A 19,224-nucleotide genomic window follows, 5' to 3' on the forward strand; every position below is an offset into this window, starting at 1 on the left:
CGGAGAAGCGGGACAGGTCACCGAGAGCGCTCACTGGTTCACTCCGTACAGGGACAGCAGGTTCTTCATCCGTTCCTCGGCCAGCTTCGGGTCGGGGAACAGGCCCAGGCCGTCGGCGAGTTCGTAGGCGCGGACGAAGTGCGGCAGCGACCGGGCCGACTGCAGGCCGCCGACCATGGTGAAGTGCGACTGGTGGCCGGCCAGCCAGGCAAGGAGGACGACGCCCGTCTTGTAGAAGCGGGTCGGGGCCTGGAAGAGGTGCCGGGAGAGTTCGACCGTCGGGTCGAGCAGCTCGCGGAATCCGGTCACGTTCCCCGTGTCGAGGACGCGCACCGCCTCGGCCGCCAGCGGGCCCAGCGGGTCGAAGATGCCGAGCAGGGCGTGGCTGAAGCCCTGCCCGTCGCCGGCGATCAGCTCGGGGTAGTTGAAGTCGTCGCCCGTGTAGCAGCGCACGCCCTGCGGGAGCCGGCGGCGGACGCCGATCTCCCGCCCGGCGTCCAGCAGGGAGACCTTGATGCCCTCCACCTTGTCGGGGTGCGCGGCGATGACGTCGAGGAACGTGTCCGTGGCCGCGTCGAGGTCGCCCGACCCCCAGTAGCCCTCCAGCGCCGGGTCGAACATCGGGCCGAGCCAGTGCAGGATCACCGGCTCGGTGGCCTGGCGGAGGAGGTGGCCGTAGACCTCCAGGTAGTCCTCGGGGCCGGAGGCGGCCGCGGCGAGGGCCCGGGAGGCCATCAGGATGGCCTGCGCGCCGGACGCCTCGACGAGGGCGAGCTGTTCCTCGTAGGCGGCGCGGACCTCGGCGAGGGACCCGGCGGTGAGCTGGTCTGTGCCGACGCCGCAGGCGATACGGCCGCCGACCGCCTTGGCCTCGGCGGCCGAACGCCGGATCAGCTCGGCCGCGCCCGCCCAGTCCAGGCCCATCCCGCGCTGGGCGGTGTCCATGGCCTCGGCGACGCCGAGCCCGTGGGACCACAGGTGACGGCGGAAGGCGAGGGTGGCGTCCCAGTCGACGGCGGCGGGCGCGTCGGGCGACCCGTCCGCGTACGGGTCGGCGACGACGTGCGCCGCCGAGAAGACCGTGCGGGAGGCGAAGGGGGCCCCGGGGGTCACCACCAGGGGCTCGCTGCGCGGCTCGTAGGCCCTGAACCCGCCCTGGAAGGACCCGTCCTTGAACTCCGGGAGTCGGATGGTCACAGCGAGATCTCCGGTACGTCGAGACGGGCGCCCTCGGCCGAGGACCGCAGGCCCAGCTCGGCGAGCTGGACGCCGCGGGCGCCGGCGAGCAGGTCCCAGCGGTAGGGGGCGTCGGCGTACACGTGCCGCAGGAACAGCTCCCACTGGGCCTTGAAGCCGTTGTCGAACTCCTCGTTGTCCGGGATCTCCTGCCACTGGTCGCGGAAGGAGTAGGTGGCCGGGATATCCGGGTTCCACACCGGCTTCGGGGTCATGCTGCGGTGCTGGACACGGCAGTTGCGCAGGCCCGCGACCGCCGAGCCCTCCGTGCCGTCGACCTGGAACTCGACGAGTTCGTCGCGGTTGACGCGCACGGCCCAGGAGGAGTTGATCTGGGCGATGGCGCCGCCGTCGAGTTCGAAGATCCCGTACGCGGCGTCGTCGGCCGTGGCGTCGTAGGGCTTGCCGTCCTCGTCCCAGCGCTGCGGGACATGGGTGGTGGCGATCGCCTGGACGGACTTCACGCGGCCGAACAGCTCGTGCAGGACGTACTCCCAGTGCGGGAACATGTCGACGACGATGCCGCCGCCGTCCTCGGCGCGGTAGTTCCAGGAGGGGCGCTGGGAGGACTGCCAGTCGCCCTCGAAGACCCAGTAGCCGAACTCGCCGCGGACCGACAGGATCCGGCCGAAGAAGCCGCCGTCGATGAGGCGCTTGAGCTTGAGCAGGCCCGGCAGGAAGAGCTTGTCCTGGACGACGCCGTGCTTGATGCCCTTCTCGTGCGCGAGCCGGGCGAGTTCGAGGGCACCGGCCAGCCCGGTGGCGGTGGGCTTCTCGGTGTAGATGTGCTTGCCCGCGGCGATCGCCTTCGTGAGGGCCTCCTCGCGGGCCGAGGTCACCTGGGCGTCGAAGTAGATGTCCACGGACGGGTCGGCGAGGACGGTGTCCACGTCGGTCGTGAAGTGCTCCAGGCCGTGCCGCTCGGCGAGCGCGCGCAGCGCGTGCTCCCGGCGGCCGACGAGGACCGGTTCCGGCCACAGCACCTCGCCGTCACCGAGGTCCAGGCCGCCCTGTTCGCGGATGGCCAGGATGGAGCGGACCAGGTGCTGGCGGTAGCCCATGCGCCCGGTCACGCCGTTCATGGCGATACGCACCGTCTTGCGTGTCACGTCATTCCCTTCGCAGGCGTCGTACTCAGCGTCGTTCGCGGGTGTGCGCGCCGCGATGGCCCTCCTGTTGAGCGTCACAGCAAGCGCTTTCTATCTCTCATGAGAAGCTAGCCTCTGACCACCGGTCCAGACAAGACCGTGACCGCTTCGAGTTGTTCGAGGGGACGAACAGTGGGGGCATCTGGCCGTAAGGTCTGCTCGACGTACTCGGAACCGTGGGCCCCTGGTGCCTGTCTACGAGGGCGTACGACGAGGTGCGACGAGATGCGTGACCGGAGGACGACGAGATGACGGTGACCCTGGCGGACGTGGCGGCCCGCGCGCAGGTCTCCCCCGCGACGGTGTCGCGCGTGCTGAACGGGAACTATCCCGTGGCCGCCTCCACCCGGGAGCGGGTGCTGAAGGCGGTCGACGAGCTGGACTACGTGCTGAACGGTCCCGCGAGTTCGCTGGCCGCCGCCACCTCCGACCTGGTCGGAATTCTGGTCAACGACATCGCCGACCCCTTCTTCGGGATCATGGCGAGCGCGATCCAGGCGGAGATCGGCGGGCCGGGCGGGCGGGCCGGCGGCGAGCGGCTGGCGGTCGTCTGCAACACCGGGGGTTCGCCGGAGCGCGAACTGACGTATCTGACCCTGCTCCAGCGCCAGCGGGCGGCGGCGGTCGTGCTGACCGGCGGTGCCATGGAGGACGCGCCGCACGCGGCGGCGGTCGCCTCCAAGCTGCGCAGGCTGACGGAGGCGGGCACGCGCGTGGTGCTGTGCGGGCGGCCGCAGGCCGAGGACACCGGAGCGATCGCGATCACCTTCGACAACCGCGGCGGCGGGCAGCGGCTGACCGAGCATCTGATCGGGCTGGGGCACCGGCGGCTCGGGTACATCGCGGGGCCGGAGGAGCGGACGACGACGCGGCACCGGCTGGAGGGGCATCGCGCCGCGCTGGCCGCGGCGGGGATCTCCGAGGACCCGGGGTGGACGGTGCACGGGCGGTACGACCGGACCTCCGGGTTCGAGGCGACGCTGGAGCTGTTGCGGCGGGACCCCTCGCTGACCGCCGTGGTCGCGGCCAACGACTCCGTCGCGCTGGGGGCTTGTGCGGCGCTCAGGGAGTCGGGGCTGCGGATTCCGGAGGACGTGTCCGTCGCCGGGTTCGACGATCTGCCGTTCAGCATCGACGCGGTGCCCGCGCTGACGACGGTGCGGCTGCCGCTGGCGGAGGCGGGCGCCCGGGCGGGGCGGATCGCCATGGGGCGCGAGGACGCGCCGCCCGGGGGTATCGCGACGGTGCGTGGAGAGCTGATGGTGCGGGGGTCGTCCGGGGCGCCGCGGCAGCACGTGTCCGCCTGACCGCCCGCGGGCGGCCGGGCCCTCGCGTCGGCGACGCGTTCGGCGGTCACCTGTCCTTGCGCAGCTCCCGCTGCCACCGCGGGCCGCTCGAGGGCGTTCGGCCCCCCGGGGCAGGCCATGGGTCCTGGCCCGGACCCGGCCGATGAGTTCCGCGCGGCCCATCAGTCCCTCGGGATCGAAGTACGGACGAGACCACCCGCCGTGCGCGAACCCCCCGTCCGTGTCCTCTGGTGGGCGGGGCCTTCGCCGCGGGGCTGGAGAACGCCGAGGCGCTGCTGTACGGGCGGCGGACGTATCTGACGATGGCGGGGGCCTGACCCGAGCGCGCCGGGGATGATCCTCCCCCGCGAGCGGGGCACCCCCAGCCGACCGGCTGAACGCGCTGAAGAAGTACGTCGTGACCGACACCCTCTCCGACGCCGAGCTGACCTGGACCAACACGGAGCGGATCGCGGGGAGCGAGGCGGTCGCGCGGATCCGGGAGCTGCGCGCGGCGCCCGGTGGCGACCTGGCGATGATGGGCAGCCCCACGCTCGTGCGGACGCTGATCGGCGCGGGGCTGGTCGACGAGCTGCAGCTCATCCACATGCCGGTGATCCTCGGCGGCGGGAAGTCCGTCTTCCCCGAGGACGGCGCGAAGCGGGGCTTCGAGCTGGACTCCGCGGCGACGGGCAGGACCGGCGTGCAGGTGAGCGTCTACCGGCCCGTGGCCGCCGAGGGGTAGCCCGCGCGGTGCGGGTGTCCTAGTCTCGAACCGACGGCATCTCTGACTGAGTCAAGTATCCGGGGGTTCGATGCTCATGACCGTCCAGGACATCCGCACCTTCAACCGCTTCTACACGAACGTCATCGGCGCCCTCGACTACAGCCGCCAGCTGTACGCCCCGTACACCCTGACCGAGTCCCGTGTGCTCTACGAACTCGCGCACTCGCCGCGTACGGACGCCGCCGATCTGCGGACCGAACTCACCCTCGACGCCGGGTACTTGAGCCGGATCCTGAACAAGTTCGAGGAGGACGGGCTGGTCGAGCGGACGCCGTCGGCGCGTGACCCCCGGCGGGTCCGCGTCACGCTCACGGCCCGCGGCCGGGAGACCGCCGCGCTGCTCGCCGAGCGGGCCAACGAGTCGGTCGGCGCGCTGCTCGCCTCCGTGCCCTCCGCCGACCGCCCCCGGCTGTCCGAGGCGATGCGCACGGTCCGCGAGATCCTCTCCGACGGCCGCGCGCCCCGCCGCGAGGACGTCGTGCTGCGCGACCCCTCCCCCGGCGACCTCGGGTGGATCGTCCAGCGCAACGCCGCCCTGTACGCCTCCGAGTTCGGCTGGAACGCCGACTACGAGGGGCTGGTCGCGCGGATCGTCGCCGACTTCGCCGAGGACCACGACCCGCATCTGGAGCGGGTGTGGATCGCCGAGCTCGAAGGCCGCCCGGTGGGCTGCGTGATGTGCGTACGGGACGACGCCCCGGCCACCGCCCGGCTGCGGCTGCTGCTGGTCGAGCCCGACGTGCGCGGTCTCGGCATCGGGGACCGGCTCGTGCGCGCGGTGATCGACTTCGCGCGCGGCGTCGGCTACCGCGAGCTCGTCCTGTGGACCAACGACGTGCTCGCCTCCGCCCGCCGCGTCTACCAGCGTCACGGATTCGTGCTCGTCGGGGAGAAACCGCACCGATCTTTCGGAAAGGACCTGAACGGCCAGGACTGGCGGCTGGACCTGCACGGCACCCCGGGGTGACAGTAGGGACCATGAGACTGGCTTTCTCCACCCTCGGTGTCCCCGGCCTGCCCGTCACGGACGTGATCAACCTCGCGGCCACCCACGGCTACCACGGCGTCGAGCTGCGCGCGCACCCGGAGGAGCCGGTCCACCCCGGCCTCAACCTCGACCAACGGGCGGATGTGGCCTCCGAGTTCAAGGCGGGCGGCATCGAGCTCCTGGGACTGGCGGGGTACGCGCGCGTGGCCGCGCCCGGCGACGACGGGCCGGTGATCGACGAGATCCGCGACCTGCTCCACCTGGCCCGCGACCTCGGCGCCCCCTACGTCCGGGTCTTCCCGGGCGCCGGCGCCGAGCAGACCCGCGAGCGCGCCGACGCGACGGCCGCCCGGCGGCTCGGCACGGCCGCGGAGTACGCCGCCGACCTGGGCGTACGCATCCTGCTCGAGACCCATGACTCGCACCGCACCGGCGCCGACGCGATCCGCGTCCTCGGCCTGGTCGGCCACCGCCATGTCGGCGCCCTGTGGGACGTCATGCACACCTGGCTGGGCGGCGAGCAGCCCTCGGAGTCGTACGCGGCCCTGTCGCCGTATCTCGGCTACGTCCAGGTCAAGGACATCGCCTCCGCCGACGACACGACTCCGCTCGCACTCGGCGCCGGGGTCCTCCCCCTCACCGAGTGCGTGGAGGTCCTCTCGCGCCACGGCTGGGACGGCTGGCTGTGCTGGGAGTACGAGAAGCGGTGGTACGAGGACGCCGCGCCGCTGCAGGATCTGCTGGCGGCGGGGCGGGAGCATCTGGGGCGGTTGCTGAACGAGTGCGCGTAGCCGGCCGTCCGGTCAGCCTCGTGCCGTGGCCCGCGCGAGTGAGCGGGCCACCCGCTCCTCCAACCGCCCCCGGCAGTCGGGCCATTCGTCGGACGTGATCGAGTAGATCGCCGAGTCCCGCAGGCATCCGTCCTCGCCCGGGGCCCAGGAGCGCGACCAGTTGCGGAGCACGCCCTCGAAGCGGGCGCCCACGCTCTGGATCGCCGCGCGGGAGCGTGCGTTGCGGGCGTCGGTCTTGAGGTCGACGCGCGACACCGCCCATTCCTCGAACGCGTGCCGGAACAGCAGCAGCTTGGCCTCGGCGTTGATGCCCGTGCCCTGCGCGGAGGCGCCGAGCCAGGTGAACCCGACCTCCACGGCGTCGAGTCGGCCGTCGGCCAGCCAGCACCGGGGCTCCCAGTACGAGGTGGCGCCGACCGCACGGCCCGTCGCGAGCGACACCTGGGCGTAGGGAAGCAGGCGCCCCGTCTTCGCCCGGGCGAGCTGCTCGTCGACGTACCGCCCGACCTCGTCGGCCCGCGGCACCCAGGTGAACCCGTAGCTGCCGCGGTTCTCCTCCGCCGCGACCGCGAGGTCGGCCACGTGCCGGTGTCCCAGCGGCTCCAGCCTCACCAACCAGCCCTGCAGCACCGGTGCTTCACATGTGAACGTCACCCCGGCGAGTCTGCCGGGCCCGCCGCGCTCCGTCGAACGATTATCCGGGCAGACCGGCCCGGACCGCCGCGAACGCCTCATGGAAACCCGGGAACGTCTTCCGTACGCAGCCGGGGTCGTCGAAGGAGATGCCCGGCACCCGCAGCCCGGCGACCGCGAAGGACATCACGATGCGGTGGTCGCCGTAGGACTTGATCTCCGCGCCCGCCGTGGCGGACGCGCCCGGGTGGATCTCGATCCAGTCGGGGCCCGTGCGCACGTCGGCTCCCAGGCGCCGCAGGTTCTCGGCGCAGGCGTCCAGGCGGTCGCACTCCTTCACGCGGGTGTTGGCCACGTCCTCGATCCGCACCGGACCGGAGGCGAACGGGGCGATCGCCGCCAGCGTGGGCATCGTGTCCGAGATGTCCCGCATGTTGACGGTGAGGCCGCGCAGCGACCCCGTACCGCGGACCGTGGTGCCGTCCGGGCGTACCGACACCTCCGCGCCCATCCGGCGCAGCACGTCGACGAAAGCGAGGTCGCCCTGGAGTGCCCCTTCCCCCAGCCCCGGCACCGTGACCTCGCCGCCCGGTGTCACCGCGGCCGCCGCGAAGAAATAACTCGCCGTGGAGGCGTCCGGTTCGACGGCGTAGGTGGTGGCGCGGTAGCCGCCGGGCGGGACGGCGAAGACGTCCTCCCCCAGGACCGTCTCCCTCACCACCTCCGCGCCGAACGCCCGCATCATCGCGATCGTGATCTCCACGTACGGCACCGACACCAGGTCCGTGACGCGGATGCGCAGGCCCTTGCGCGTGAGCGGGCCGAGCAGGAGCAGGGCCGTCAGGTACTGCGACGACTGGCCCGCGTCCAGGACCACTTCGCCGCCCTCGACACCCGCCGCCCGCACCGTCAGCGGGTGGTGCCCCTCCGCCCCCTCGTGCCGCAGGTCCACGCCGAGGTCGCGCAGGGTGCGGGTGAGGGGCAGCAGCGGACGGCGCCGCATCTGGGGCGAGGCGTCGAAGCGGTAGGTGCCGTGGCCCGCCGCCGCGAGCGTCGGCAGGAAGCGGGCGGTCGTGGCGCCGTCGCGGCAGTACACGTCCGCCTCGCGCGCCGGAGGGCCCTGCGGGCAGCCGTCCACCTGCCAGGCGTCCGGGGTCCGGCCGACGCGGTGGCCGAGAGCCGTCAGCCCTTCGGCGAAGCCCTCCGTGTCGTCCGAACGCAGGGGGCGCCGCAGGGTGGTGACGCCGTCGGCCGCCGCCGCGAGGAAGAGCGCGCGGGCGGTGATGGACTTGGAACCGGGGATGTCGACTACGGGCATGCCTTCATGATCGGCCGACCGTCACCGGCGACGCCGGTGCGTCCACGGGATGGACCGCTTCCCGTCGCCCACCCGTCACCGGCACCGGCTCCGCCCCCACCGTTCCCGTACGCCCGGTGGCGCAAAGGAGCCGCCCGCCGACCGCAGAGACCGTACGCACACTGCAGGAGCCGTGGCCGCACATCGCGTCACAGTCGTCCCGCCCGCCCCTCGGCCCCCGACTTCCCGCATTCGCCCGGAACGGGGGAACCCGGCCCCTTTACGGTTCGTCCAACCCGCAAGCTGCCGGATGAGTCTCCGCCGTGCGGTGTCGGCCCTCGCTGCTGGCTGCGATCGCTGACCCACCCTCTCCGCCGTACTGCGGCCGGCAGCACGCCGCCATCGGCGCGCCCCCCTCCAACAGCGCCGATGGCGGCCCCTTTTCGTCCCCCTCGCGTCCTGTGCGTTCCCTTGACTGGCAGAAACTTCCCGGTTATTGGTGACTCCTTGGAAGTTTCCTTCAGTGGATCCTCCGGAAGGAGCGCACGTGCCCTCCAGACGTACCGTTCTCGCCGCCACCGCGGGCGTCACCGCCGCCCTGGCCCTAGGCACCCCCGCACACGCCGCCGCGGTGGACGACAAGAAGCTCCGGTCCCTCATCTCCCGCATGACGCTGGAGGAGAAGGTCGGCCAGCTCTTCGTCATGCGCGTCTACGGCCACTCCGCGACCGACCCAGACCAGGCCGACATCGACGCCAACCTCAGCGAGATCGGCGTGCGCACGGCGGCCGAGCTGATCGCCAAATACCGCGTGGGCGGCATCATCTACTTCACCTGGGCGCACAACACCCGCGACCCCCACCAGATCGCCGAACTGTCCAACGGGATCCAGCGCGCCTCGCTGACCCTGCCCCGCGGCCTGCCCGTGCTCGTCACCACCGACCAGGAGCACGGCATCGTCTGCCGCGTCGGCGCGCCCGCGACACTCTTCCCGGGCGCGATGGCCATGGGTGCCGGCGGCTCCCGCGAGGACGCCCGCACCCTCGGCCGCATCTCCGGCGCCGAACTGCGCGCGATCGGCATCAACCAGGACTACTCCCCCGACGCCGACGTCAACATCAACCCGGCCAACCCGGTCATCGGCGTGCGCTCCTTCGGCGCCGACCCGGACGCGGTGGCCGCGATGGTGGCCGCCGAGGTCGGCGGGTACCAGCGCTCCTCGGTCGCCGCGACCGCCAAGCACTTCCCGGGCCACGGCGATACGGCCGTCGACAGCCACTACGGCTTCCCGGTCATCACCCACAGCCGGGAGCTGTGGGAGAAGCTGGACGCCGTCCCCTTCCGGGCGGCCGTCAAGGCGGGCATCGACGCGATCATGACCGCGCACATCCAGTTCCCGGCCCTGGACGACTCCGGCGACCCGGCCACCCTCTCCCACCCGATCCTCACCGGCATCCTGCGCGGGGAACTCGGCTACGACGGCGTGGTGGTGACGGACTCGCTGGGCATGGAGGGCGTACGGACGAAGTACGGCGACGACCGCGTCCCGGTGCTCGCGCTCAAGGCCGGCGTCGACCAGCTCCTCAACCCGCCCGACCTCCCCGTCGCCTGGAACGCCGTCCTGAAGGCCGTACAGGGCGGCGAGTTGACCGAGGCGCGCCTCGACGAGTCGATCCTGCGCATCCTGCGCCTCAAGGCACGCCTGAAGCTGTTCCAGCAGCCCTACGTCAGCGGTCACGGCGTGGACGGCACGGTCGGCACCCGCGCCCACCTCGCAGCGGCCGACCGCATCGCGGAGCGCACGACGACCCTGCTCGTCAACGACGGGCAGCTGCTGCCGCTGTCGCGGGCCGCGCACCGCAGGCTCCTGGTGGTGGGCGCCGACCCGGCCTCGCCGTCCGGCACCACGGGCCCGCCCACCGGCGTCCTCGCGACCGCGTTCTCCGGGCTGGGCTTCAGCGCCACGGCCCTGTCCACGGGCACCGCCCCCTCCGCCGCGACGATCGCGAAGGCGGTCGCGGCGGCACAGGACGCGGACGCGGTGGTCGTGGGCACCTACAACGTCACCGCGGGCAACGCGCAGAAGACGCTGGTCGAGCAACTCGTGACGACCGGGAAACCGGTGGTGGCGATCGCCGTCCGCAACCCCTACGACGTGGCCCAACTCCCCACCGTCCGGGCCTACCTGGCCAGCTACTCCTGGACCGACGTCGAGCTGCGGGCCGCCGCGCGGGTGATCGCCGGGCAGGTGGGGCCGCGCGGACGCCTGCCGGTGCCGGTGCAGCGGGCCGACGACCCGACGCAGGTGCTGTACCCCATCGGGCACGGACTGTCGTACTAGACGGGACGTAGGGCGCATACGCCGCACACCCGGCGTGCACCCGTCAACCGGCCCAAAGCCTCCCGCGTCTCTGGCGTGTGCCCGCTGCGGCGGGTCACGCTGGACCGGGGTATCCGGGGGGTTGGCGATGCGTGAGAGAAGTTCCGTGGGGGTGGTCTGCGCACTGCTGGTTCTGGCCATGGCTCTGCTGACCGGCTGCCAGATGCTGTCGTCGTCCGGTACGGGCGAGGACGCGACCGGCGAGCGGCCCACGGCTGGCGGCGCTACGAGCTCGACGCCGGCATCGGGGTACGGCGAGGTGTTCCTCGCCGTCGACGAGTGCAGTTCGTTCGGCACTACGAGCTTCACCGAGGTGCCGTGCACCAGCGAGCGGGCGGCGGCCCGGGTCGTGGCGCGCTTCGACGGCCCGGTGGGCCGGGGCCCGCTGTGCCCGGCGACGACGGACTTCGTCCTGCACATCAGCGCGCAGAAGTCCTCGTCCGGCGGGGAGAGCCCGGTACCGCAGGGCTACGCCTGCATGCGCGATCTGGAGCCGCCGCATCCCGGCGACCCGGGCGGCGGGGGCGGTCCCCGCACCATCGTCGGGGACTGCGTCTACGGCTCCGGCAGCGGCCAGGTCCGCGAGACCGCCTGCGACGGCAGCGGCGGGAAGAAGCCGCAGTACAAGGTGGTGAAGGCCGTCGCCGAGCGCACCCGGTGCCCGGCGGCGACGGCGCTGTACGTACGGCTGGAGGGCAAGGCGCCGGTGGGCTGCGCCCGGCCGGTGTGACCAACGGCCGGACGCAGCAGCGGAGTTGCCGGCTCCTACGGACGCAGCGCCGGATCGCGCTCCGCGTCGCGCACGTCCAGCCTGCTGTCGAACTTCGCCAGCGGCTTCGCCTGCGCCGCGGTGGCGGCGGGGACACCGGCCCAGTCCAGGATGCGGGCGGTGGCCAGCGCCTTCTGGCCGGCGACCAGGCCGGCGACGTTGGCGCCGTGGTTCATCCCCGGGGCCGTGAAGACGTACGCGTCCTTGGACCCCTTGCCGACGCCGAACCGCTCGGCGCCCCACGGGTCGTTCGAGCCGTAGACGAAGAGCATGTGGTGGGCGTGGTGACGCACCCAGGAGTCGACGTCGCGCATCGCGTACGGCTGGAACGTCATCGGGATGTCGCGCGGCACGAAGTTGCGCGGCGGCTGGTAGCCGTAGCGGACGTACTTCTTCTCGATGTACGGGAAGTGGATCGTCGGCGCGCCCAGCTGCGTGCCCGCCTGGTAGTAGTACGGCGTGTACGGCGCCAGGCCCTGGTCGGTGTAGAACGAGAACCCGGAGATCGTGTCGACCGAGTTCCAGATCTGGTCGTCGGTCGCGCTCTTCGCGTCCGGCGGGACCAGGCTGCCGTCACCGCAGTTGGCGAGCAGGTTGTACTGCCAGAAGCCCCAGACGTAGTCGAGGACGACGGCCTCGTAGGCGCGGTCCAGGCTGCCGATGGTGGTGAAGGTGTAGCCGTTGTCGGCGGCGTAGGCCGCGTACTTCTTCTCCAGCGGCTCGCGGCGCACGAGCGCCTCGCGCTGCACCGCGTTCAGCCGGTCGCGGCACTCCTTGGTGCCGACCTGGGTGAAGAAGCGGTCGTAGGCCGAATCCTCGTCGTCGACCACGTCGTTGGGGGCGACGTACGCGACGACGCCGTCCATGTCGCGCGGGTAGAAGCGCTCGTAGTAGGTGGCGGTCATGCCGCCCTTGGAGCCGCCGGTGGAGATCCAGTTCCTGCTGTAGATCTTCTTCAGCGCCTTGAAGATGCGGTGCTGGTCGCTGGCCGCCTGCCAGATGTCCAGCTTCGACCAGTCGGCCGGGTCGGGCCGGGACGGCGTGAAGAAGCGGTACTCCATGGAGACCTGGTTGCCGTCCACGATCTGGGTCGGCTCGCGGCGGCTGGGCGTGGTGGAGACGTTGTAGCCGCCGGTGTAGAAGACCGTCGGGCGGCTGACGTCCTTGTGCAGCACGGTGATCCGCTGCTGGAACGTGCCCTTGGACGGGTGGCGGTGGTCGATCGGCTGGGTGTAGTCGAGGACGAAGAAGCGGTAGCCGGGATACGGCTTCTCCTCGATCAGGCTCATGCCCGGTATCGCGAGCAGCTGATCCTTGATGTCGGTGGTCGCTTTGGTGGTGGTGGCCGTCGGCTCCGCGGCGGTGGCCGCGCCTGCCGTGCTCACCGTGCCTATGCACACCGTGAGCGCCATCAGCCATCTGAGCGCCTTGCGCATGCACCCTCCCCTGTGAGACAGATGTGCGTGCGGAGCCTACGGAGCAACTCCCTTGCGCACCAGGGGCCGTGAGGGTCAGAAGCGCTTCCAGCCGCGGGAGTCGTACGAGCCGCGACCCACCGATCCCTTGATCCACACCGTGCGGTGGCCGACGTACGCCCGCACCGGTCCGGCGTGCTGGGCGAACCGCCCCTTGTCCACGACGGGTTCGAAGCCGCGCACCTGGAGGCTGACCATCATCTGGCGCCGGGCGCCGGGGTTTTCGGGGACGGTGAGGGCGCAGAGGTAGTTGCCGCTCCTGTACAGCTTCACGGAACCGGTGGAGAAGGTGAACGTCCGGATGTTGCGGCCCGGGCAGGACGACGACGCGGCCTGCGCGTCGGCCGCGGGCCCCAGGACGGCGAGCAGCCCGGAAGCGGCCAGCACGGCAAAAAGCGTCACGCCTCGCCGCCGTATCGCACCACAGTCCACTGTCGTCCCTCCCGCACCCCGGCAATGAGCGTACTGGTGTACGGACGCACGACGTATGTCGGATGGTTGCACGAACGTCAGCGAGACACCCCCGCCCCCTACCGGGAGACCCTCACCGGCTCCTCGGGTTCACCCTCCCCGATGAACGTCCGCCACAACTCCGCGTACGTGCCGCCCAGTTGCAGCAGCTCCTCGTGGGTGCCGTCCTCCACCACGCGGCCGTGATCCATGACCACCACACGGTCGGCGCGGGCCGCGGTGGTGAGGCGGTGGGCCACCACGAGGGTGGTGCGGCGGCCGGCGAGGCGGTCCGTGGCCTGGTTGACCTGGGCCTCCGTGGCCAGGTCGAGGGCGGCCGTCGCCTCGTCGAGGAGGAGGACGTCGGGGTCGACCAGCTCGGCGCGGGCCAGCGCGATCAGCTGGCGCTGCCCGGCGGAGAGGTTGCGGCCGCGTTCGGCGACCTCGTGGAGGTAGCCGCCGTCGAGCGTGGCGATCATCTCGTGCGCGCCGACCGCCCGGGCCGCGGCCTCGACCTCGGCGTCGGTGGCGTCCGGGCGGCCGTAGGCGATGGCGTCCCGGACGGTGCCCTGGAAGAGGTACGCCTCCTGCGGGACCACGCCGAGCCGGTGGCGGTAGGCGGTGATGTCCAGCGCCCGCAGGTCCTGGCCGTCGACCGTCACGCGGCCGCCCGTGGGGTCGTAGAACCGCGCCACGAGCTTGACGAGGGTCGACTTGCCCGCGCCGGTCTCGCCGACGAACGCGACCGTCTGTCCCGCGGGTATCCGCAGCTCGATGCCGCCGAGCGCCTCCTCGCCGTCGCCGTACGCGAAGTGCACGTCCTCGAAGGCGACTTCGCCCCGCAGGGCGGGCACCTCACGCGGCGCGCCGGCGGCCTGGGTGGAGGTCTTCTCCTGGAGCAGTTCCTGGATGCGGCCCAGGGAGACCGTGGCCTGCTGGTAGCCGTCGAAGACCTGGGAGAGCTGCTGGACCGGTGCGAAGAACAGGTCGATGTAGAGCAGGTACGCCACCAGCGCGCCGGTCGTCAGCGTCGCGTCGTCGATCCGCCCCGCGCCCGAGACGAGCACGGCCGCGGCGGCGACGGACGACAGCAGCTGCACGAAGGGGAAGTAGATCGAGATCAGGAACTGCCCCCGGATCCGCGCCTGGCGGTAGCTGTCGCTGCGCTCCGCGAACCGCCGTCCGCCGTCGCGCTCGCGCCGGAACGCCTGCACGATCCGCAGCCCGGACACCGACTCCTGGAGGTCGGCGTTGACCACCGACACCCGCTCACGCGCGAGTTCGTACGCCTTCACGCTCGCCCGCCGGAAGAAGAACGTCGCCACGAACAGCGGCGGCAGCGTGGCGAAGACGACGAGCGCGAGCTGTACGTCGATCACCAGCAGGGCGACCATGATGCCGAAGAAGGTGACGACCGAGACGAAGGCGGTGACCAGCCCCGTCTGCAGGAACGTGGACAGCGCGTCCACGTCCGTCGTCATGCGCGTCATGATCCGGCCGGTCAACTCCCGCTCGTAGTAGTCGAGTCCGAGCCGCTGGAGCTGGGCGAAGATCTTCAGGCGCAGGGAGTACAGGACCCGCTCGCCGGTGCGTCCGGTCATCCGGGTCTCGCCCCGCTGCGCCGCCCACTGCACCAGCACCGCGAGCAGCCCCAGCAGCGCGGCCGACCAGACCGCTCCGAGGGCCATCCTGGTGACACCCTGGTCGATGCCGTGCCGGATCAGGACGGGCAGCGCGAGCCCCATGCCCGCGTCCACGGCGACCAGCCCCAGGCTGACGAGCAGCGGGAGCCCGAAGCCACGCAGCAGACGCCTCAGTCCGTACGACTCCTCCGGCCGCACCGCCCGCGCCTCGTCGATGTCCGGGACGTCCGTCGCCGGGGGCAACGCGTCCACCTGGGCGAGGAGTTCGGGGGTGGCCGGCATGCCCTCCAGCGCGGTGTCCTTGGGCTCACGGTCGCCGGTCCACAGCCGCGGGGTGACCCCGCGCTCGGCGTCGAACTCGGCGTCCAGCTCCGCGCGGACGGAGGTGTCCTCCGGCGGGCAGGCGGGCTGGGCGTGGCCGGGCGAGACGCCGCCCAGCTCGTCCGGGTCGGTGAGCAGCCGGCGGTAGAGCGCGGACCGCTCCTGGAGCTCCTCGTGGGTGCCGACGTCGGCGAGGCGGCCCGCGTCGAGCACGGCGATCCGGTCGGCGAGGCCCAGGGTGGAGCGGCGGTGCGCGATGAGCAGGGTGGTGCGCCCCTGCATGACCTGCTTCAGCGCCTCGTGGATCTCGTGCTCGACCCGGGCGTCCACGGCGGAGGTGGCGTCGTCGAGGACGAGCAGCCGCGGGTCGGCGAGGATCGCGCGGGCGAGGGCGACGCGCTGGCGCTGGCCGCCGGAGAGGGTGAGGCCGTGCTCGCCGACCTTGGTGTCGTAGCCCTCCGGGAGCTCCCGGATGAAACGGTCCGCCTGGGCGGCGCGGGCGGCGGTCTCGATCTGCTCGTCGGTAGCGTCGGGGCGGCTGTAGGCGATGTTGGAGCGGACCGTGTCCGAGAAGAGGAAGGAGTCCTCGGGGACCAGTCCGATCGCGGCCCGCAGCGAGTCGAGGGTCAGCTCGCGGACGTCGTGGCCGCCGATCAGGACGGCGCCGTGGGTGACGTCGTAGAAGCGCGGCAGGAGGAGCGAGACCGTCGACTTGCCGGAGCCGGAGGAGCCGACGACGGCGAGGGTCTCGCCGGGGCGGATCTCGAAGCTGAGCCCGTCGAGCACCGGACCGGTCCTGCCGGCGCGGTCGTAGCCGAACGACACGTCGTCGAACTCGACCGTCGCGGGCGCGTCGGCGGGGAGGGTCTTGGTGCCGTCCGCCATCGACGGCTGGGTGTCGATCAGCTCCAGGACGCGCTCCGTGCCGGCCCGCGCCTGCTGCCCGACCGTGAGCACCACGGCGAGCATCCGGACCGGGCCGACCAGCTGGGCGAGGTAGGAGGAGAAGGCGACGAAGGTACCGAGGGTGATGTGCCCGCGCACCGCCAGCCAGCCGCCGAGCGCGAGCATGGCCACCTGACCGAGCGCGGGGACGGCCTGGAGGGCCGGGGTGTACTTGCTGTTCAGGCGGATGGTGCGCAGCCGCCCGGCGTACAGCCGGCGCCCGACCTCCCGGAGCTTGCCCGTCTCCTGGTCCTCCTGCCCGAAGCCCTTCACCACGCGTACGCCGCTGACGGCGCCGTCGACCACGCCCGCGACGGCGGCGGCCTGGGCCTGGGCGTACCAGGTGGCGGGGTGCAGCTTGGAGCGGCTGCGCCTGGCGATGAACCACAGGGCGGGGGCCACGGCGAGGGCGACCAGGGTGAGCGGCAGCGACAGCCACGCCATGATCACGAGGGAGACCACGAAGAGCAGCAGGTTCCCGATGGTCATCGGGAGCATGAAGAGCAGGCCCTGGATCAGCTGGAGGTCGCTGGTCGCGCGGCCGACGACCTGGCCGGTGGAGAGCTCGTCCTGTCTGCGGCCGTCGAGCCGGGTGATCGTCTCGAACATCTCGGTCCGCAGGTCGTGCTGGACGTCGAGGGCGAGGCGGCCGCCGTAGTAGCGGCGTACGTAGGTGAGGACGTAGACGACGACGGCGGCGCCTATGAGGACGCCGGCCCACGGGGCCATGGTGCGGCTGTGGTCGCCGATCACGTCGTCGATGATCACCTTGGTGACCAGCGGGACCAGCGCCAGGACGGCCATGCCGCCGAGGGAGGAGCCCAGGGCCAGCACGACGTCCTTGGGGTGACGCCATGCGTACCCCGCCAGTCGTCGTACCCATCCCCGTTGCATACTCACGCGGGTGCCCTCCGTCAGCTGTCCTGATCTACCGGAAGGCACCAACGCGGAATGAAGCGGATTTCATCCCTCCGCAACAATTCGGGAGGGGACGGGGGTCAGATACGGACCCGCAGGTAGTAGAACCGCGTGGTCTGGGTCGCGCCCTGGTTGTCGTCGCTGACCAGGAGGACCTTCAGACGGCCCTGGTCACGGCCCGTGATCGTCATGCCCTCGATGTTGTCGAGCAGGGGGTTGGGCTGGGGCTGCTTCGCGGTGGCGCCGAGGGAGGGGCAGTCGGCGATGTCGGCCAGGAGGGTCTTCGTGATCACGCGCACGCCGGCCTGGCCGGTGAGGTTCTCGACGCCGCTCGTGTCCGTCGCGTGCCGCGGGTCGGCCAGGTAGAGGCGGACGGTGTTGCCGACGCCCGCGGTGAAGCCGCGCTCCAGGACGAGCAGCCGGCCGTCGGGGGTGGCCTGGACCTCGGGGACGCCGAGGCCGGCGTCGATGCGGTACGCGTACTGCGCGCCGAGCCGGAAGTGGTTGCCCTTAGTCCGGGTCCAGGTCTGGAAGCGGACGAGGTCCGTGGAGTCGCCGGAGATCGCGTTCTCCATGGACGCGAGGAGGGTGCGGCCGCCGGGCAGGAGGGTCAGGCCCTCGAAGGTCTGGTTGGAGGTGGCGCGCCCGGCCGGGGCGACGACGAGGGAGGCGGGGACCGGGAGGCGGTCGAGGATCTTCCCGTCGCGGGAGTAGCGGCGGATCGACGGCTCGGTCTCCGAGGTGACCAGACGCGTTCCGTCCCTGTCGATGACGAGGCCCTCGCTGTCGAGCGCGGCGCCCTTCTCGTCGGCGAGCCGGACCACGCCCTTCGGCCGGAGCGTCCGCGCGTCGAGGCTGAAGAGCGAGGAGCGGTCCTCCAGGGCGGCGAGCGAGCCGTCCCGGTCCACGGCGAGCGCGGAGAAGTTGCCGACGAAGGTGCCCTGGTACGTCGTCTTGTCGAGCGCGTCGGAGAAGCGGTCGATGGAGACGGACGACGAACAGGCGTGGTTCGTCACGGGGTTGGCCGCGGCGGGCCCGGCGGCGGTCGGCATGGTGGCCGCCGCCAGGGCCGCGGTGACGGTCGCGAGTACGGTTCTCAGGCGCATGGGCGCCACCGTAGGACGGGCCGGTGACGGGCGGGAGACCCGCTCATGAAGCGTCAGCTCGCCGCCAGGTCCTTGTGGATGACCTTCGCGACGCCCTGGATCGTGTTGATGCCGTAGCTCATGTCGCTGTTGCCCCAGGTGAGCACGGTCATCATGTAGTCGTGCCCGCCGCCGGTGAAGGTGCCGACGCTGTGCACCCGCCAGCCGTGCGTGGACCGCTGCAGCCAGCCGTTCTTGACGTGCCAGGTGACGTCGGCCGGGCGGCCGTACGGCGTGCCCCAGCGCTGGGAGGAGATGACCTGGCCCATCAACTTCAGGATGTAGGCACGGGAGTTGTCGCTCAGCACCGTGTTCCTGGCGGTGATCAGCTTGAGCTGCTTCTGCTCGTCGGTGACGTTGATCTGGGTCAGACCCCAGTAGCCGTTCGCGCCCGGCACGGTCCTCGTCATCCCGGCGGCGGCCAGGAAGCCCTTGATCTTCGTCATGCCGAGCTGCTTCCACAGCTTGGTGGTCGCGTCGTTGTCCGACTTGGTGATCATGGCCTTGGTGAGCGTGACCTCGGTGTCGGTGAGGTACCGGTTGTGCTTCTTCGCGTCCCACAGCAGCGTGGCGAGGACGGTGACCTTGACGACGCTCGCGGAGTCGAACGAGCTGGTCGCGCGGAGCGAGCAGGTGGTGCTGGTGGAGCGGTCGTAGAGGCCGACCGCGATCGTGCCCTTGCGGTTGGTGAGGGCGGCGTTGATGTCCTTCTGGAGTTTGGTGGCCAGGCCCGCCTTGGCCGATGTGCAGCTGACGGTGGGTGTCGTGGCCGCGGCGGCGGGCGCGGCGGCGGCCACGCCGGGTATGAGGACACCGAGTCCGATGGCGAGCGCTCTTGCGCGTCCGGTGAATCTGCCGTGAGTCATGCCCTGTTGACGCACAGATCGACATGAATGGTTGTACGCCTCCCCCGACTCGTTGGGCAAAGGCCGCACACGGCGTTATCACTCCCCTTGCGCATTCACAGGCGGGAGCCAGGTTCAGCACAGCGCGCACTCACTCCGCCTCTGCA

General features: G+C 71.7%; 14 protein-coding genes and 2 pseudogenes. 6 read left to right on the forward strand and 10 right to left on the reverse strand.

What is annotated here, in order from left to right:
* Window positions 1-30: 30 nt before the first annotated feature.
* Window positions 31-1,197: a dihydrodipicolinate synthase family protein gene (locus ACIBN2_RS31100; protein ID WP_399139304.1), complete on the reverse strand. Its 1,167-nt coding sequence runs from the start codon at window positions 1,195-1,197 to the stop codon at window positions 31-33.
* A complete protein-coding gene (locus ACIBN2_RS31105; RefSeq protein ID WP_399139306.1) occupies window positions 1,194-2,345 on the reverse strand; it encodes a Gfo/Idh/MocA family protein in 1,152 nt (383 codons plus the stop codon). Before ACIBN2_RS31105 ends, ACIBN2_RS31100 begins: the two co-directional genes overlap by 4 nt.
* A 287-nt stretch (window positions 2,346-2,632) precedes the next feature.
* On the opposite strand from ACIBN2_RS31105, the gene ACIBN2_RS31110 reads away from it, so the two are divergent.
* On the forward strand, window positions 2,633-3,691 hold the full coding sequence (locus ACIBN2_RS31110; RefSeq protein ID WP_399139307.1) for a LacI family DNA-binding transcriptional regulator: 1,059 nt from the start codon (window positions 2,633-2,635) through the stop codon (window positions 3,689-3,691).
* Window positions 3,692-3,847: 156 nt separating this feature from the next.
* On the opposite strand, the pseudogene ACIBN2_RS31115 reads toward ACIBN2_RS31110, so the two are convergent.
* Window positions 3,848-3,925: pseudogene (locus ACIBN2_RS31115) on the reverse strand (dihydrofolate reductase); the annotation flags it as partial.
* On the opposite strand from ACIBN2_RS31115, the pseudogene ACIBN2_RS31120 reads away from it, so the two are divergent.
* From ACIBN2_RS31120 to ACIBN2_RS31130, 3 genes and pseudogenes are all read left to right on the forward strand, one after another.
* Window positions 3,919-4,415 (forward strand): annotated as a pseudogene (locus tag ACIBN2_RS31120) (dihydrofolate reductase family protein); the annotation flags it as partial. The pseudogenes ACIBN2_RS31115 and ACIBN2_RS31120 sit on opposite strands and share 7 nt — an antisense overlap.
* A 76-nt stretch (window positions 4,416-4,491) precedes the next feature.
* The gene (locus ACIBN2_RS31125; protein WP_399139309.1) at window positions 4,492-5,424 is read left to right on the forward strand and encodes a GNAT family N-acetyltransferase; all 933 of its coding nucleotides are present in this window, start codon (window positions 4,492-4,494) and stop codon (window positions 5,422-5,424) included.
* 11 nt (window positions 5,425-5,435) lie between these two features.
* Window positions 5,436-6,236, forward strand: coding sequence for a sugar phosphate isomerase/epimerase family protein (locus ACIBN2_RS31130; protein ID WP_399139311.1), 801 nt, complete (start codon window positions 5,436-5,438; stop codon window positions 6,234-6,236).
* A 12-nt stretch (window positions 6,237-6,248) separates the two neighbouring features.
* Here ACIBN2_RS31130 and ACIBN2_RS31135 read toward each other — a convergent pair whose 3' ends face one another.
* Together ACIBN2_RS31135 and aroA are read right to left on the reverse strand one after the other, a co-directional pair.
* Entirely contained in the window at window positions 6,249-6,890 is a 642-nt protein-coding gene (locus tag ACIBN2_RS31135) for a GNAT family N-acetyltransferase (protein WP_399139313.1), read from the reverse strand.
* 40 nt (window positions 6,891-6,930) lie between these two features.
* Entirely contained in the window at window positions 6,931-8,187 is a 1,257-nt protein-coding gene (gene aroA / locus ACIBN2_RS31140) for a 3-phosphoshikimate 1-carboxyvinyltransferase (protein ID WP_399139315.1), read from the reverse strand.
* A 526-nt stretch (window positions 8,188-8,713) separates the two neighbouring features.
* On the opposite strand from aroA, the gene ACIBN2_RS31145 reads away from it, so the two are divergent.
* Both ACIBN2_RS31145 and ACIBN2_RS31150 read left to right on the forward strand, forming a co-directional pair.
* Window positions 8,714-10,507, forward strand: a complete 1,794-nt coding sequence (locus ACIBN2_RS31145) for a glycoside hydrolase family 3 protein (protein ID WP_399139316.1) — start codon at window positions 8,714-8,716, stop codon at window positions 10,505-10,507.
* Between the two features lie 127 nt (window positions 10,508-10,634).
* Window positions 10,635-11,276, forward strand: coding sequence for a hypothetical protein (locus tag ACIBN2_RS31150; protein WP_399139318.1), 642 nt, complete (start codon window positions 10,635-10,637; stop codon window positions 11,274-11,276).
* A 35-nt stretch (window positions 11,277-11,311) separates the two neighbouring features.
* On the opposite strand, the gene ACIBN2_RS31155 is transcribed toward ACIBN2_RS31150, so the two are convergent.
* From ACIBN2_RS31155 to ACIBN2_RS31175, 5 genes are all read right to left on the reverse strand, one after another.
* Window positions 11,312-12,751 (reverse strand): S28 family serine protease, encoded by a 1,440-nt coding sequence (locus tag ACIBN2_RS31155; RefSeq protein ID WP_399139320.1) that lies wholly within the window; start codon window positions 12,749-12,751, stop codon window positions 11,312-11,314.
* Between the two features lie 75 nt (window positions 12,752-12,826).
* Window positions 12,827-13,177 (reverse strand): hypothetical protein, encoded by a 351-nt coding sequence (locus ACIBN2_RS31160; protein ID WP_399139322.1) that lies wholly within the window; start codon window positions 13,175-13,177, stop codon window positions 12,827-12,829.
* A 143-nt stretch (window positions 13,178-13,320) separates the two neighbouring features.
* Window positions 13,321-17,043: an ABC transporter ATP-binding protein gene (locus ACIBN2_RS31165; RefSeq protein ID WP_399139596.1), complete on the reverse strand. Its 3,723-nt coding sequence runs from the start codon at window positions 17,041-17,043 to the stop codon at window positions 13,321-13,323.
* A 104-nt stretch (window positions 17,044-17,147) separates the two neighbouring features.
* Window positions 17,148-18,173 (reverse strand): esterase-like activity of phytase family protein, encoded by a 1,026-nt coding sequence (locus tag ACIBN2_RS31170; protein WP_399139324.1) that lies wholly within the window; start codon window positions 18,171-18,173, stop codon window positions 17,148-17,150.
* A gap of 53 nt (window positions 18,174-18,226) precedes the next feature.
* Window positions 18,227-19,078 carry a serine hydrolase gene (locus ACIBN2_RS31175; protein ID WP_399139326.1) on the reverse strand — a complete coding sequence of 284 codons (852 nt, stop codon included), beginning with the start codon at window positions 19,076-19,078 and terminating at the stop codon, window positions 18,227-18,229.
* Window positions 19,079-19,224: the final 146 nt, after the last annotated feature.

This window comes from Streptomyces sp. NPDC050534, from assembly GCF_044457745.1.
Classification (GTDB): domain Bacteria; phylum Actinomycetota; class Actinomycetes; order Streptomycetales; family Streptomycetaceae; genus Streptomyces.

What these genes read in the sequence shown, in the direction of transcription:
- ACIBN2_RS31110 (WP_399139307.1), top strand. Translation starts at nt 2,633, where the DNA reads ATGACGGTGACCCTGGCGGACGTGGCGGCCCGCGCGCAGGTCTCCCCC.
- ACIBN2_RS31125 (WP_399139309.1), top strand. Translation starts at nt 4,492, where the DNA reads ATGACCGTCCAGGACATCCGCACCTTCAACCGCTTCTACACGAACGTC.
- ACIBN2_RS31130 (WP_399139311.1), top strand. Translation starts at nt 5,436, where the DNA reads ATGAGACTGGCTTTCTCCACCCTCGGTGTCCCCGGCCTGCCCGTCACG.
- aroA (WP_399139315.1), bottom strand. Translation starts at nt 8,187, where the DNA reads ATGCCCGTAGTCGACATCCCCGGTTCCAAGTCCATCACCGCCCGCGCG.
- ACIBN2_RS31150 (WP_399139318.1), top strand. Translation starts at nt 10,635, where the DNA reads ATGCGTGAGAGAAGTTCCGTGGGGGTGGTCTGCGCACTGCTGGTTCTG.
- ACIBN2_RS31155 (WP_399139320.1), bottom strand. Translation starts at nt 12,751, where the DNA reads ATGCGCAAGGCGCTCAGATGGCTGATGGCGCTCACGGTGTGCATAGGC.
- ACIBN2_RS31165 (WP_399139596.1), bottom strand. Translation starts at nt 17,043, where the DNA reads ATGCAACGGGGATGGGTACGACGACTGGCGGGGTACGCATGGCGTCAC.
- ACIBN2_RS31170 (WP_399139324.1), bottom strand. Translation starts at nt 18,173, where the DNA reads ATGCGCCTGAGAACCGTACTCGCGACCGTCACCGCGGCCCTGGCGGCG.
- ACIBN2_RS31175 (WP_399139326.1), bottom strand. Translation starts at nt 19,078, where the DNA reads ATGACTCACGGCAGATTCACCGGACGCGCAAGAGCGCTCGCCATCGGA.